Genomic DNA, 13,792 nt, shown 5'->3' with positions numbered 1-13,792 from the left:
TCCTCCAAAATATTTTTTCATTAGTTTTGTATCAAACTCATTCAACGTATTGTCCTAATTGTTCCCAGCGAGCCATTTTTTCTTCAGACTCATTTTCTAAATTATTCAACTGTTGCTGTAAATCTCCTAATTGTAAATAGTCTTGCCCACTGATCTGCGCCATTTGTTTCTTGACTTCATCTATCTTTTGCTCAACTTGATCGATCTCTTTTTCTAAATTATCGAACTCGATCTGCTCAGCATAAGTCAATTTCGTTTTCACTTTTTTTCCATTATCATTACTGTCAGCGTCTTTTTTAGAAGCAGGCTTGTCCTTTTTAGCAGGTGCTTTATTTTCTTGCTTTTGCTGTTTCAAGTAGTCTGTGAATCGTCCTGTATACCGTTCGATCTTAGCAGCACCATCGAAAATCAACAGCTGGTCTGTCACCTTATCCAAAAAATAACGGTCGTGGGAAACTGTAATGACTGTGCCGGCAAACGTTTCTAGATAATTTTCGAGAACAGACAACGTTCCTACATCTAAATCGTTAGTAGGTTCATCTAAAAATAAAACATTGGGCTGGGTCATCAATAATTTTAACAAATATAGCCGTCTTTTTTCTCCGCCAGATAATTTTCTGATCAATGTTCCATGCATAAAACGAGGGAAAAGAAATTGTTCCAATAGTTGTGTTGTGCTGATTCGCTCACCTTTACTATTGACCACGTTTTGAGCGACTTCATCGAGGTAACTAATAACACGTTTGTCTTCGGGGATCGGTTCAGTTTGTTGCCGATAGTAAGCGGCTTTCACAGTTTCACCAACGATCAGTTCCCCAGAATCAAGTTGGAGCTGACCAGCAAGAACATTCAAAAAACTTGTTTTTCCTGCACCATTTTTACCAGTAATACCGATCCGGTCACCTGCATTGATCAGTGCGTTAAAATGATCGATTATTTGATGTTCACCTAGTTTGAGTGAAGCGTCTTTTAACTCTAATACTTTTTTACCCAAACGCTGTTGACCTAAGTTGATGTCGATGTTTTGGTCGACTTGAACTTTATCACTGACCTTATCAGACAATTTTTCAAAACGCTCGATCCGCGCTTGCTGCTTGGTCGAACGGGCTTTGGCACCTGTTTTCATCCAGGCTAATTCTTTTTTGTATTGCTGCTGGTCTTTGTGTTCTTGTTGCAAAGCTTTTTCTTGTCTCTCAGCTTTTAAGCGAACAGAATCTTCATAGTTACCTTGATAAATATAAAGTTTACCAAAAGATAATTCATAGATCTGGTTAGCGACATGATCAAGGAAATAACGATCATGAGTGACGATCAATAGGGCACCCTGGTAACTTTTAAGATATTCTTCTAACCAATCAATAGAATCAAAGTCTAGATGGTTAGTAGGTTCGTCTAAAATTAAAAGGTCTGGGTTTTGGATCAAGATCTGTGCTAAACCAACTCTCTTCCGTTGACCACCAGATAGATCTGCGACCTTTTGATCAAGTTCAGTTAGATGCAGTTGTGTCAAAATAGTTTTAACATCGTTTTCAGCATTCCAGGCATCTGCTTCATTCATACGTTCTTCTGCTTTTGAGTAACGAGTTACAGCGTCTTTTTGCTCTGGATGTTGTTCAAGTTCTCTTAAAGCTTCCTCGTACGTACGAATGACCTTAAAAACAGGCGCACTTCCTTCAAAAATAGCTCCCATCACAGTTTTGTCAGTAGCTAACTCAGGGTCTTGACGAAGATAACCGATCTCATAATCATTAGCATGTAGCAATTGTCCTGAGTCAGCCGGATCACTTCCGCTAATTGCATTAAGCAAAGTTGTTTTACCTGAACCATTTGTGCCGATCAAGCCAATGCGATCATGCTCGTTGATAATAAAATTTAAATCCTCAAATAAGGTCTTTTCTCCATATGTTTTTGTTAAATGTTCTACTTGTAATGTTTGCAAAATTTTCACTCTTTCATGCAAATTTCATCAAAATAATACAGCTAAAGTAGCCTATAAGTTAGTTTTTGCATATTGCAATAAAGCCTTTTTGTCGTTTGGCAATTTGCCGCTTAAAACAAGCTGCTCAACTGAATTAATAGTCTGTCCGATTTTAGGACCAGGCTTGGCACCTAAGTTTTTGATCAAGTCGGTACCTGTTAATCGAAGTTCTTTTCTACTCTTGATCGGTAAAGAAACATACAAGTTTGTTAATTTTTGTTGTGGAAGCGAGCACTGTTCATACTTTGCCACTTGATTTGCGATTAACAATAATGGCAGTCCTGTCTTGTAAAGGACCTGTGTAGGCAACTCTGGGAAATAATGTAACGCGTTTTGAGCTTTTATTACATCAGCTATCATTTCATTCGAACTTTTCCATTCTCGCAACATTTCCCCAGTTTGTTTGGGTTTTAACCCAAAGAAGTGTCCGATCAAGACCCAGACGGCTGTTTCAGAGCGCAAGTTTAGGCCGTTAAGGTGAGAAATTTTTAACAGAGCTTCTTTGTGTTCTTTAAAAGATAAACAGAATTGAAACATCCCAGTTTTAACAAATTCTGTTAATCCTCTTTGTGGTTCACGACCTCTCATTAACTTGACCCATTCCACGTGGATCCGTTCAACAGCTATTTTTGATAACAAAGGGGCATTGTCTGTGATAGCTTGACGGGTCTGTTCATCCAAAGTAAAGCCCAATTGGCTTACGAAACGAACCGCTCTCATCATTCGCAAAGCATCTTCATGGAACCGTGCTGCCGGTTGACCGACCGCCCTAATAGTTTTCATTTTTAAATCATTCAATCCACCAAAAAGGTCTATGACATTACCCGCAGGATCCATTGCGAGTGCATTGATAGTTAAGTCTCTTCGTTTTAGGTCTTCTTTTAATGAACGAACAAAAGTAACGCGGTCGGGACGTCTAAAGTCTTGGTAGCCGCTCTCAGTTCGAAAGGTCGTTACCTCATAACCACGTCCATGGTCTAAAACCATCACTGTACCATGCTTGATACCCGTATCGACAGTACGTTTAAAAATACTTTTGACTTCGGCTGGGTAGGCGTTAGTTGCTATATCAACGTCATTGATATCTACGCCTAAAAGTGTATCGCGGACACTGCCCCCAACAAAATATGCCTCGAAACCATGTTCTTGAAGCTGTTCAAGGATAGGACGCGCCTCAATGAAATTTTGTGGTAAACTTGCTACTTTCATAAAATGTTTTCTAAACCTACTCTCAATCCTGATACTGTATCGATCTTCTCAATTGCAAGTGCAACACCAGTCATGAAAGAAGCGCGGTCAAACGAATCTTGCCTGATCGTTAAAGCTTCTCCGGGCCCGCCAAATAACACCTGCTCATGAGCAACGTACCCAGGTAAGCGGACGGCATGTAATCTGATACCATCGTACTCACCGCCACGAACACCCCTAATAGTTTCCTTTTCGTTCGGGTTGCCTTGGTGATGTGATTTACGGACCTCAGCGATTCTTTTGGCAGTATTGATCGCTGTGCCTGATGGAGCGTCAGCCTTTTGGTCATGGTGCATTTCTATGATCTCGACATCTGGCAGATATTTAGCTGCTTGTTGAGCGAATTGCATCAGTAAGACCGCTGAAATGCCAAAATTAGGCACTATTAAGCCTGAAACAGATATTTCTTGGGCAATCCCCTGTAGCTCCGTAATTTGTTCATCAGATAGCCCTGTAGTTCCGATCAAAGGATGGATCTTTTTGGCTAAAGCAGCTCTGACATTTTCATAAACTGCTTGCGGCGAAGTAAAATCTATCCAAACATCCGCGCATTCATTTGGGATCGCTGAAAGTTTGGAGTACGCAGGGATCTGGCTTTCACCCTTGTCTAACAAACTGTCCGACGTATGTGGATCATACACACCGACTAATTCAAAACCTTCATGTTCTAAAATCAATGATACTGTTTGCTGACCCATTTTACCTTTATACCCAGCAACTAAGATCTTGATCACTGACACCACATCCCTTTATAAAGTCTTGCTATTATTTTAGCAAAGTTATAGTTAATTTCATAGTCTACGTTAAAATACGCCAGTTTTTATGAGTGCTAATATTAGGAGGATTTGGGAGACTTGGGAACTTAGGTGTTGTTTATGGTAGATGTTTTTGTTAGAGTTAAAGTAACTGATTACTTTAACTCTAACAGGAGGATAATAATGGCCTTTCCATACGAAAAACGTTTTAGTCGTTATCTGCAAAATGATAAACTTGTTGCTCCAGCAACGAAACATGATGTTTGTCATGACGTAAACGACCTCTTTATATATTTACGCAACTTCAACGATAGCTACCGTCTCTTCGCTGACTTGTCGCTTTTAGAGGAATCAGATGTTAGCGAATACATGATCATGTTACAAACTAAAAGAAATATCAAGAATACTACTTACAATAAGGTCTTGACTCACCTGAACACCTATTTCAAATTTTTATTCAAGAACAAACTATCAACTGCTTTACCAACCGTGACTCTCCAAGGGTTAAAACGTCCAACAAAAGAACTTGCAGATATTTATGGTTGGCAAAACGATTTACCGTTCTACTTAAACACTTCTCCTCTTTCAAATTACACAAAAATGGTCTTACTCTTGTTGGCACATTTTTATACTATCTCAGAAGTAGTAACTGCAGGATTTTATCAAGTTTTAGAGCGTGAAGAGTGGAATAGTTATGAAAGTGATTTTATCATTGTTTTTCAAAAAGAAGAAGCTCCCAGACAACAACTGCAAAACTGTTCTGATCTATTTTTAAAAACAAGACTCGACTTGTCTTCACCTCGTTTATCTTTGGCTGGTCTGCATAAAGTTCTTAAAAAGGATCAACCGCACTGTTCATTGCCATTAGCTCCCCAACGTTTACGACAAGCGGCCCTCATCAGCTATCTCAACGAACACCAAGAAATGACTGATGGTCAATTATGTGGGATCTTACGTTTAGACCGGACTTCATTGAATTATTACCGCACTATGTCTCGACAAGGCCTATAATAACTAAGAAAACCAGCTCATGACCACAGATGATCGACAAGCTGGTTTTTTCGATTTCCCTAGTTTTATTAGTCTTGCATTTCATCCCAGAAATCGTTCATATCCGGGTCATTTGGATAAATTGCTAAATATGCCCTGGCACAATTGATGGCTTGTTGTCTGCGGCCGACATTGCGGAAAAATAGGGCTGCGTCTGAAAGAAAATCTGGCGCAGTACCTAGCTCATTATAAGCAGCCTCATAATCATTGATAGCATCGGTATAATTATCTAACGCAGCAAAAGAGCGTCCTTGGTTCCACAACAATCTGGCATCAGTCTGGTCTTGCTTTTGATAGGATTGGATCAGGTCTAAATTTTCTTGATGCCGTTTTAAATGAACTAACAAATTACTTAAGTCGATCACAAGCGTTAAGTTATCAGGATCTTGTTTCAGAGCAGTTCGTAAATATTTTTCTGCATCTTGATCTTGGCCTAATTTTTGTGCGACCCGACTGGCATTTCGATAGAGCGATATATTATATTGGTCAATACTTAATCCATTTTGTAAAGTAATTAAAGCGTTTTCCAGTTGTCCTTTATTCTCATATATTTTGGCGATATAAGGATAAATAGTTGCATAATCAGGGTTACTTTCTTCTAGCTTGTTAAAGTTACGCAAGGCGTCCTCTTCGTGTTTCAATTGATATTGAGTGACCGCTAATTGAAAACGTGTGTCAGCATCAAGGTCTTCTTCATGAATTTGTTCTAAATAACCTAAAGCTTGTTCAAATTTACCGATCTCAGCGTAACAAACGCCGAGCCTTGAAACGATATTGACTTTAGAATAAGACTGGATGCCTTGTTTGATCAAACTCAGATAGTAGTTCACTGCTTTACGATATTCTTTAATACTAAAGTATAATTCACCTAAAGCAAATTGTATGACCTCTTCATCCGGAGCTATTCGTGAAGCAGTCAATAATTTTTGTTCGCTAACTTCAAAAAGCCCCTGGGTTTGATACAGGTCTGCTTCTACTAACAAGGACTCCAGATATGCTGGCGATGTTTCTGCGATCTCACTTAGATAATTCAGTGCTTGATCATCTTGGCCCTCACTAATAGCAATGTCAGCCAAAGCGGTCCTTAATTCATCTTCTTGCGGATAACGTTCTAAAAGAAGCTTATACGTTCTTTTAGACATAGAACTAAAGCCAAGGGAATATAATTCCTCTGCTAAACTGAACAGTGTGTCATCATTATCTTTGCGCAGTGCCCAAGCAAACTTTTTTTTAGCTTCCTCTAGCTGGCCTAGTTCTAAATTAGTCAGTGTTTCTTCCGAATAACTCATTTCACTGCTCCTTTTTTGATATATCTGATCATTAACACCTTGTTTTTTATTAAAGGGAGGTTAGACTCAGTTAAAATTGCCAACTATAATTAAAAAGGACCAGGATAAGAAAATCTTACCTGATCCGTTCAACGCAGTTGTTCTTATTTAACAACATCCTTCAGAGCTTTGCCTGGCTTAAATGCAGGGACTTTGCTTGCAGGAATTTGAATTTCTGCGCCTGTTTGTGGGTTACGGCCCTTACGAGCAGCACGTTCACGCACTTCGAAGTTACCAAAACCGATAAGTTGAACTTTTTCGCCATCCTTCAAGAAATCTTGAATTGAACCGAAAACAGCATCAACTGCAACAGTTGCGTCCTTTTTTGTCAAACCTGTTTTTTCTGCAACAGTTTCGATCAATTGTGCTTTGTTTGCCATGTGTTTCACCTCCTGAACTAGATCTCAGATATAAAATATTTTTATATCTATTCTAAGTAATTGGTTATTCACCAAAAACATGAAACAATGACTAACAAAATCATTGCTCAAGTAATAAGATAGCACATAAAGCCTAATATAACAAGGTTTTTACTTTTAATTTGTATTTTTTTTGGCAAAAAAGGCCTTATATTAAAACATTCTAATGAAAAGCCTTACTTCGTTACTTTCTCCGTCTTTCGATCATTCGCAAAGGTGTACCTGTAAAATCAAATGCATTACGTATTTGGTTTTCTAAGAAACGTTCATACGAAAAATGCATCAAATCTGGGTCATTAACGAAAAGAACGAAAGTCGGTGGTTGAATAGCAACCTGAGTCCCATAATAAACTCGCAGTCGTTTTCCATTATCTGTTGGAGTAGGGTTGTGTGCCATCGCATCCATCAAAACATCATTTAAAACAGAAGACGAGATCCTTTGTTTATGATTGTTATAGACCCGTTGAACTAACTGTGGTAAGGTGCTCAAACGCTGGTGGGTCTTAGCGGAAACGAAAACTATCGGTGCATAACTCAGATACTGAAATTCTGCTCTGACAGCTGCTTCAAACTGTTGCATAGAGTGGTTACTCTTTTTAAGAGTGTCCCATTTGTTGACAACAATGATCACACCGCGCCCTGCTTCGTGCGCATATCCTGCGACATGTTTGTCCTGTTCACGGATACCTTCTTCGGCATTTAAGACCACGCAGACTACATCGCTTCTATCGATAGCCCGCATAGCTCGTAAAACTGAATACTTTTCGGTGTTTTCATATACTTTACCTCTTTTGCGGATCCCGGCCGTATCGATCATGGTAAACTCTGTTCCGTTTTCAGTTGAAAATTTAGTATCAATAGCATCTCGCGTCGTCCCACCAATACCGGATACGATAACGCGATTCTCGCCCAAAATAGAGTTGACCAATGATGACTTACCAACATTTGGGCGTCCAATAAAACTAAATTTTACGGTCGCATCCTCATCATTTTTAGTATCACTTGGAAACGATGCACAAATCTTATCTAATAAATCACCAGTACCGATACCATGAGTACCAGAAACAGGAAGTGGATCTCCTAGGCCTAATGAATAAAAGTCATAGATCTGAGCCCTTGTCTCTGGGTTATCGACCTTGTTTACCGCTAAAATTACTGGTTTATTTGAGTGATAGAGGATCTGAGCAACTTCTTCATCTGCATCAGTAACACCCTCTTGAACGCTAACGATCGCAACGATCACGTCAGCTTCATCGATCGCAATTTTTGCTTGTTCAGTAATTTGCGTTATCAATGGTTCATTGCTAATTTCGATCCCACCGGTATCAATAATGTCGAAATTCTGACCGAGCCATTCACTATGCGCGTATATTCGGTCTCTTGTGACACCAGGCGTATCCTCGACTATTGAAATACGTTCTCCGGCTATGCGATTAAAGATAGTTGACTTACCAACATTAGGCCGGCCAACGAAAGCAACTACAGGATTAGCCATTACCATCCACCTCTTTCATAAATTATTTTCTCTAGTTTAACAAAACTAACAACTAAAAAACCAGTCCAAGAACAAATACATGGACTGGTTTCAATCATCGATTTAGATCAATTTATTTGTTTAAATCGTCACCAATAATATCTCCTAATGTAAAGCCTGTTTCTTCATCAGGAAAATCGTTGGAATCGTTCTTTTGTGAATGTTGTTTCTCGGCTTTTGGCTCAGCAGCTGGCTTGTCTTGTAAAGCCTTAATTGACAGTGCCAAACGATGATTCTCACCATCAACACTCAAAACCTTAGCTTTAACAGTTTCACCGGATGTCAAAACTTCGTTTGGTGTAGCGATATGCTTGTGTGAGATTTGTGAAATATGAACCAAACCTTCAACACCAGGGAAGACTTCAACAAATGCCCCGAAACTCGTCAAACGCTTAACTGTGCCTTCAACAACGTCACCTTCAGCAACCTTTTCATTAATATTATCCCAAGGTTGTGGTAATGTTTGCTTGATCGACAACGAGATCCGATCTCTTTCTGGGTCAACAGAAAGAACTTTGACTTTAACGTCTTGACCAACTTTAAGCACGTCAGATGGCTTGCCAACACGTTCATAAGAAATTTCTGAAACGTGAACCAAACCGTCAACACCGCCCAAGTCGACAAAAGCGCCGAAGTTTGTTAAACGAGCAACTTTACCTTCAACAACATCTCCAGCAGCTAATTGGCTCATGATCTCTTGGCGTTTTTCTTCACGTTGTGCACGTGCGATCTCTTTATGAGAAAGGATCAAGCGGTTTTCACTGGGTTCAATTTCAACGATCTTAAGTTCAAGTTCTTGTCCCTTGAATTGACTTAAATCTTCCACAAAGTGATCAGATACCATAGATGCGGGGATAAAGCCACGAACACCTGCATCAACAACCAAGCCACCTTTAACAACTTGCGTCACAGGAGCTGTGATATTTTCACCAGCTTCAAATTTTTGTTCAATTTCATCCCAAACCTTACGTGCTTCAAGTCTACGTTGGGACAACAAGAAACTGCCGCCTTCTTTATCAGAGCCGATCTTCGAAATTACAACTAAATCAAGGTTATCGCCCACCTTGACGTTATCTTCGATCTCGTCTGCTTTGATGCTCAATTCGCGGGCAGGTACGACGCCTTCAACACCTGTACCTTCGATACCGACAATTACTTGTTTTGAATCGTCTAAAGCTAAAACTTCGCCTTTAACGACATCACCGATCTTAACAGGTTTAACACTGTTTAAAGCTTCTAATAAATCCTTGTTTTCTGATTCACTCATGGACTAAGTCCTCCTTAACGACTAACTCTAGGGTACATCTTAACTGATTTTGCTTAAAATTTCCAGTTAATTTTACATTTTTTCTTTCTCAGAGATAAATTTAAGTATTTTTTCTACAACTTGTGTAATATTTAATGAAGTCGTGTCTAATAGGATAGCGTCACCAGCCTGTGTTAACGGAGATATTTCACGGTGTGAGTCCTTGTGATCACGCGCTTGTATTTCACCTTCTAGAGTTTCCATCGAAGTTTTTATTCCTTTAGAAATGTTTTCCTTATAACGACGGACTGCTCGTTCATGAACACTCGCTACTAAAAAGATCTTTACTTCTGCCTGGGGTAGAACAGTTGTTCCGATATCTCTGCCATCCATCACGATCGCGCCAGCTGCAGCAATCTCTTGTTGGCGTTTTGTCATTTCTTGGCGGACACTTGGCTGTGCCGAAACTAAAGAAACCTGATTTGTTATTTCCGGTAAGCGGATCTGCTTAGTTATATCCTCTCCGTTTACCAATACCAACTGTTCTGGATCAGCTGGAACAAACTCTAGTTTAAACTGCGTTAACATTTTTTTTAAAGCAGCGTCATTATCCAATGGCACTCCCGCTTTGAGAGCTGCATAAGTCACAGCACGATACATTGCGCCAGTATCACAATAGACATAATCTAATTTTTTTGCAACAAGCTTAGCAACGGTACTTTTCCCTGCTGATGCGGGGCCATCGATCGCAATTTGCATTTTCGTTGACATCATTTTCCTCCATGCTTTTTACACTAATTATGTACAGGCCAAAGAACATTGTTTCTTATTGATAATTAGTTATTATATTATTAAAATCTGCTATCTTCTAAAAGTGAAGAACAAGCCAAATAAATAGAGGTCAGTTCAATGAGAACGACCTCTCACTTGCATAACTTACTTGATCCGGATCCTTTGTCCAGGATTGATAGTTGAACCAGGAGTTAATCCCGGATTAAGTTGTACCAATTCATCCACTGAGAGACCATTATTTGCTGCTACACGGTAAAGGCCTTGGCCAGCCCCCACGGTCACATATGAACCTCCTTCAGATGAAGAAGCAGAAGAACTCTGAGAACCCGAATTAGAAGACTCTTGTTTTGCAAGTTTTGATGTACTCGATGCAGCAGCTTCTTTTTTGGAAGACGAAGAAGCCGGAGCACTTTGCTTGGATGAACTTTTCACACTGCTTGAATTTGCTAAAGTCTTAGAGCTCTTTTTAGCTACTGCTTTTTTACTAGATTTCTTTTTTGCAGTTTTTGTCTTTTTCTTTGAAGAAGAAATTACTTCAACCTGATCATCACTATTTAAAGTTTTATTAGATGAAGTCCTTTGTGAAATGAAATAAAGTGCGATAGTCCCAATAATGATGATCAGAAAAATAACCAATAAAGAACTGGTCAAAACAGTGTTGCTTTTATTGTTACGCCGCGTCACTGACCGTGAGTAATTTCCACTGCTATCCTTTTCGTCTTCAAAAGTACTCTCCCAAGGTTTTTTTGTATGTTGGTCATTCTTCTTATCCATAAGATCACACCCCCCTTAAACTAACTCATAAATATTTTACCATAGTTATTTTTTTTTAAAAAGAAATGGGCCATTAAAAATACTGTTAAATCAGAAAATAAGAAAGCCTTAAACTATTTAATGCCACACAGATAGAAAAAGAACCGGAAAGAATTTTCGCTAATAATTCTTAAATAGTTTTTTCAGGATCGTCTGATAGTCTTGAGGATCGTTGTTTTCTCGGCTTATTTTAGGTGGACTTTGCTGCCCGAAAAGCAAATCGATGTCAAGCGGTTCATCACCGAGTTGACAGCACTTCTCATCATGTTTTGCTGCTTGCTGCTCGTCGAAATAATTTAAAATGAAATTCCGTTTACAATTTAACGAAGTAACATAGGACAACATTTGCTGGTTCGCCTGCAGTTTTTCGGTACGGCGTTGAGCAAAGATGTGTTCCATTTGAAAAAAACTGATCCCCATTTGACGATACCGTCTCACCAACTCGGCACTTTCATTTTGCTGACTTGTTTCTTGCAAGAGAGCAGGATTTTTTTGATACACTGCTAACTCCTCTGAATTCGGCAGTGAGCTTAACGCCAACCTTCTTTGCAAAAACTGGTCATTTTCACTGAATAAAACGATAGCAATGCTTTGCTTGCCATCCCGCCCCGCTCTGCCGATCTCTTGAACATAACTTTCTAGATCTTGTGGCATGTGGTAATGGATCACAAAACGGATATCATTTTTATTGATCCCCATTCCAAACGCTGAGGTCGCACAGATCAGATCCAAACGTCCGCTCAAAAACTGTTGTTGTACAGCATAACGTTCACTAAAAGAAAGCCCGGCATGATATGCACCGACCCTTAAACTAGTCTTATCTGCAAGTAACTTACTGACTTTATTGCACTGTTTTTTACTAGAAAAATAAATCAGACCGGGCCCAGGGGTCTTTTGCACTAATTTTAGCAGTCGCTGGTTTTTGCCACGCTCATCATCAGTTTTTTCAGCGGCCAAAAAAATATTAGGTCGATCGACTGAGTGTCTTATCAACCGTGTATCATTTGGCAGCTCCAATAGTGAAAACAAATCCTTTAAGACCATTTTCGTTGCGGTAGCTGTAACAGCTAAAGTTAATGGATCTCCTAATTGATGCCTAACTTTACCCAATTGCAGATAATCTGGCCGAAAATCAGGACCCCAAGCTGAAATACAATGTGCTTCATCGATCACTAACAACCCAAGATCAATGCTATCAAAAGCCCTAATGACCTCTTCGTTACGCAACATCTCAGGAGCCAAATAAATAAAGGAGTACTGATCCAAGTTGTGTAATACTTGCTGTTTTTCCTGAAACCTTAAATTAGAATTGATGGCGACAACTCTTTTCTCACCATGCAAACGTAATTGTTCTACCTGATCTTGCATTAAAGACAACAGTGGAGAAACAACAAGTACGGTTTTTTGAGTATATCTACCAAAAAATTGATAGCACAGCGATTTACCCGTACCTGTAGGTAGAACGGCTACGGTGGATCTTTTATTCAGCAAGTTAGTGATCACATCTTGTTGTCCCGGTTTGAAGCTGGAAAAGCCAAAATTATTTTTTAAGTATTCATATAATTTTTCATTCATGACCAATTATCTCGTGACTCCTCTTGATTGCAAACAATCTATATTTAAAAAACGAGATCTTTGTTTGTAGCTGCCCGATCATTCCATATTGCCACTGATCAATATCCTCTGGCAACAAATCACTAAGTAGCTTTTCTTCCTTGTTAGTTAAAAAAAATGAATAGGGAAATTTCTTTTCTATGATGGCAGCATTTAATAAATGTTCACATATCGTACTTTCTTTCAATTGCTTTTGCCGAGCAATTGCTGGAATATTAGCTCCATCTAAAACCAACGCTAATGCAGCGCGACTTTTATCATATAAAGAATTTTTGACTTGAAAATGCGCGACTATGTCAGACAATGATGATCGTTCTTGGACCAAATGTAAAGAAAAACGACTGGATAGGTCTAATAAAATGATCTCGACCTCATCTTCGGTCAACTCACTACGAATAGCCAACTGCTCAGTAGTAGCGGGAACAAGATCATGACCGGTGAGGCGTGCGCAAAAGATCCATGCTTCAAGTGCTTCTTCGTGTTGTAAGAAGCTTGACAGCTCGTGAGGGAGACTTTTTTGTAAAGTGGCCATCCCATAACGTTTGAGCCACTTTTTAATAACCATTTGACATTCAAAATTATCTACTGCGACGTAGTAACGTGAATTATTCCAACTGGCCTCTGAAGCTACCTGAACAAGCAACTGAATCATTTGCATCAAGTCCGAGATCCGATACACATTAAATAGATCTGGTCGAAGTAAAGCCCGTTGTTTCTTTATGGAACTTTGTTTAGACGAGCCAGTTTTTGTCATTATGACAGTTCCATCATCATTTCGTTGCAAGTAGCCACGCTTGCATAAAGAATCGATTTGCTGGTCAAATTTGACTATATCTAACTTGGGATAAACATTGATATAATCTAGGAGTTGATAACGCATTCCCCAAAAAAGTGCTGAGCTTGATAAACGTTTGGTCAAAATCTGCCTAACAACGGCTGGTCGTCTCGCTTGTTTTATTGAAAAAAACACCAGCCAATTTTCAGCTTTTAACTTTACCATGACAGTGCCTCCAAT

At 39.3% G+C, this 13,792-nt stretch carries 12 protein-coding genes; 1 reads left to right on the top strand and 11 read right to left on the bottom strand.

Going from position 1 to position 13,792, the window contains the following annotated elements:
* Positions 1-37: 37 nt before the first annotated feature.
* The 3 genes from abc-f to dapB are packed head-to-tail and all read right to left on the bottom strand — an operon-like array spanning position 38 to position 3,960.
* On the bottom strand, positions 38-1,939 hold the full coding sequence (gene abc-f, locus AC3XNE_RS09885; protein WP_489831901.1) for a ribosomal protection-like ABC-F family protein: 1,902 nt from the start codon (positions 1,937-1,939) through the stop codon (positions 38-40).
* A gap of 51 nt (positions 1,940-1,990) precedes the next feature.
* On the bottom strand, positions 1,991-3,187 hold the full coding sequence (locus AC3XNE_RS09880) for a CCA tRNA nucleotidyltransferase (RefSeq protein ID WP_489831900.1): 1,197 nt from the start codon (positions 3,185-3,187) through the stop codon (positions 1,991-1,993).
* Positions 3,184-3,960, bottom strand: coding sequence for a 4-hydroxy-tetrahydrodipicolinate reductase (gene dapB, locus AC3XNE_RS09875; protein ID WP_489831899.1), 777 nt, complete (start codon positions 3,958-3,960; stop codon positions 3,184-3,186). The genes AC3XNE_RS09880 and dapB overlap by 4 nt, the downstream gene beginning before the upstream one ends.
* 204 nt (positions 3,961-4,164) lie before the next feature.
* On the opposite strand from dapB, the gene AC3XNE_RS09870 reads away from it, so the two are divergent.
* Positions 4,165-4,992 (top strand): integrase, encoded by an 828-nt coding sequence (locus AC3XNE_RS09870; protein WP_489831898.1) that lies wholly within the window; start codon positions 4,165-4,167, stop codon positions 4,990-4,992.
* Positions 4,993-5,060: 68 nt separating this feature from the next.
* Here AC3XNE_RS09870 and AC3XNE_RS09865 read toward each other — a convergent pair whose 3' ends face one another.
* The 8 genes from AC3XNE_RS09865 to AC3XNE_RS09830 form a co-directional block, all read right to left on the bottom strand.
* The gene (locus AC3XNE_RS09865) at positions 5,061-6,320 is read right to left on the bottom strand and encodes a tetratricopeptide repeat protein (protein WP_489831897.1); all 1,260 of its coding nucleotides are present in this window, start codon (positions 6,318-6,320) and stop codon (positions 5,061-5,063) included.
* Between the two features lie 143 nt (positions 6,321-6,463).
* Positions 6,464-6,739 carry an HU family DNA-binding protein gene (locus tag AC3XNE_RS09860; RefSeq protein WP_017868147.1) on the bottom strand — a complete coding sequence of 92 codons (276 nt, stop codon included), beginning with the start codon at positions 6,737-6,739 and terminating at the stop codon, positions 6,464-6,466.
* A 223-nt stretch (positions 6,740-6,962) separates the two neighbouring features.
* Positions 6,963-8,273, bottom strand: a complete 1,311-nt coding sequence (der, locus tag AC3XNE_RS09855) for a ribosome biogenesis GTPase Der (RefSeq protein WP_489831896.1) — start codon at positions 8,271-8,273, stop codon at positions 6,963-6,965.
* A gap of 112 nt (positions 8,274-8,385) precedes the next feature.
* Positions 8,386-9,579 (bottom strand): 30S ribosomal protein S1, encoded by a 1,194-nt coding sequence (gene rpsA / locus AC3XNE_RS09850; protein WP_489831895.1) that lies wholly within the window; start codon positions 9,577-9,579, stop codon positions 8,386-8,388.
* 72 nt (positions 9,580-9,651) lie between these two features.
* On the bottom strand, positions 9,652-10,329 hold the full coding sequence (cmk, locus tag AC3XNE_RS09845) for a (d)CMP kinase (RefSeq protein ID WP_489831894.1): 678 nt from the start codon (positions 10,327-10,329) through the stop codon (positions 9,652-9,654).
* A 165-nt stretch (positions 10,330-10,494) separates the two neighbouring features.
* Positions 10,495-11,124 (bottom strand): SAG1386/EF1546 family surface-associated protein, encoded by a 630-nt coding sequence (locus tag AC3XNE_RS09840; RefSeq protein WP_489831893.1) that lies wholly within the window; start codon positions 11,122-11,124, stop codon positions 10,495-10,497.
* A gap of 159 nt (positions 11,125-11,283) precedes the next feature.
* A complete protein-coding gene (locus tag AC3XNE_RS09835) occupies positions 11,284-12,738 on the bottom strand; it encodes a RecQ family ATP-dependent DNA helicase (RefSeq protein WP_489831892.1) in 1,455 nt (484 codons plus the stop codon).
* Complete coding sequence (locus AC3XNE_RS09830) at positions 12,731-13,777, bottom strand: helix-turn-helix domain-containing protein (RefSeq protein WP_489831891.1); 1,047 nt, start codon at positions 13,775-13,777, stop codon at positions 12,731-12,733. Before AC3XNE_RS09830 ends, AC3XNE_RS09835 begins: the two co-directional genes overlap by 8 nt.
* Positions 13,778-13,792 lie beyond the last annotated feature (15 nt).

The sequence above is a fragment of the Ligilactobacillus sp. JN-6 (Y).1 genome, assembly GCF_058111525.1.
This window is presented reverse-complemented; position numbering and strand designations above follow the sequence as displayed.

Excerpts from the sequence above, each read along its gene's own strand:
- AC3XNE_RS09880 (WP_489831900.1), bottom strand. The coding sequence starts at position 3,187 with ATGAAAGTAGCAAGTTTACCACAAAATTTCATTGAGGCGCGTCCTATC.
- AC3XNE_RS09870 (WP_489831898.1), top strand. The coding sequence starts at position 4,165 with ATGGCCTTTCCATACGAAAAACGTTTTAGTCGTTATCTGCAAAATGAT.
- AC3XNE_RS09865 (WP_489831897.1), bottom strand. The coding sequence starts at position 6,320 with ATGAGTTATTCGGAAGAAACACTGACTAATTTAGAACTAGGCCAGCTA.
- AC3XNE_RS09860 (WP_017868147.1), bottom strand. The coding sequence starts at position 6,739 with ATGGCAAACAAAGCACAATTGATCGAAACTGTTGCAGAAAAAACAGGT.
- der (WP_489831896.1), bottom strand. The coding sequence starts at position 8,273 with ATGGCTAATCCTGTAGTTGCTTTCGTTGGCCGGCCTAATGTTGGTAAG.
- rpsA (WP_489831895.1), bottom strand. The coding sequence starts at position 9,579 with ATGAGTGAATCAGAAAACAAGGATTTATTAGAAGCTTTAAACAGTGTT.
- cmk (WP_489831894.1), bottom strand. The coding sequence starts at position 10,329 with ATGTCAACGAAAATGCAAATTGCGATCGATGGCCCCGCATCAGCAGGG.
- AC3XNE_RS09840 (WP_489831893.1), bottom strand. The coding sequence starts at position 11,124 with ATGGATAAGAAGAATGACCAACATACAAAAAAACCTTGGGAGAGTACT.
- AC3XNE_RS09835 (WP_489831892.1), bottom strand. The coding sequence starts at position 12,738 with ATGAATGAAAAATTATATGAATACTTAAAAAATAATTTTGGCTTTTCC.
- AC3XNE_RS09830 (WP_489831891.1), bottom strand. The coding sequence starts at position 13,777 with ATGGTAAAGTTAAAAGCTGAAAATTGGCTGGTGTTTTTTTCAATAAAA.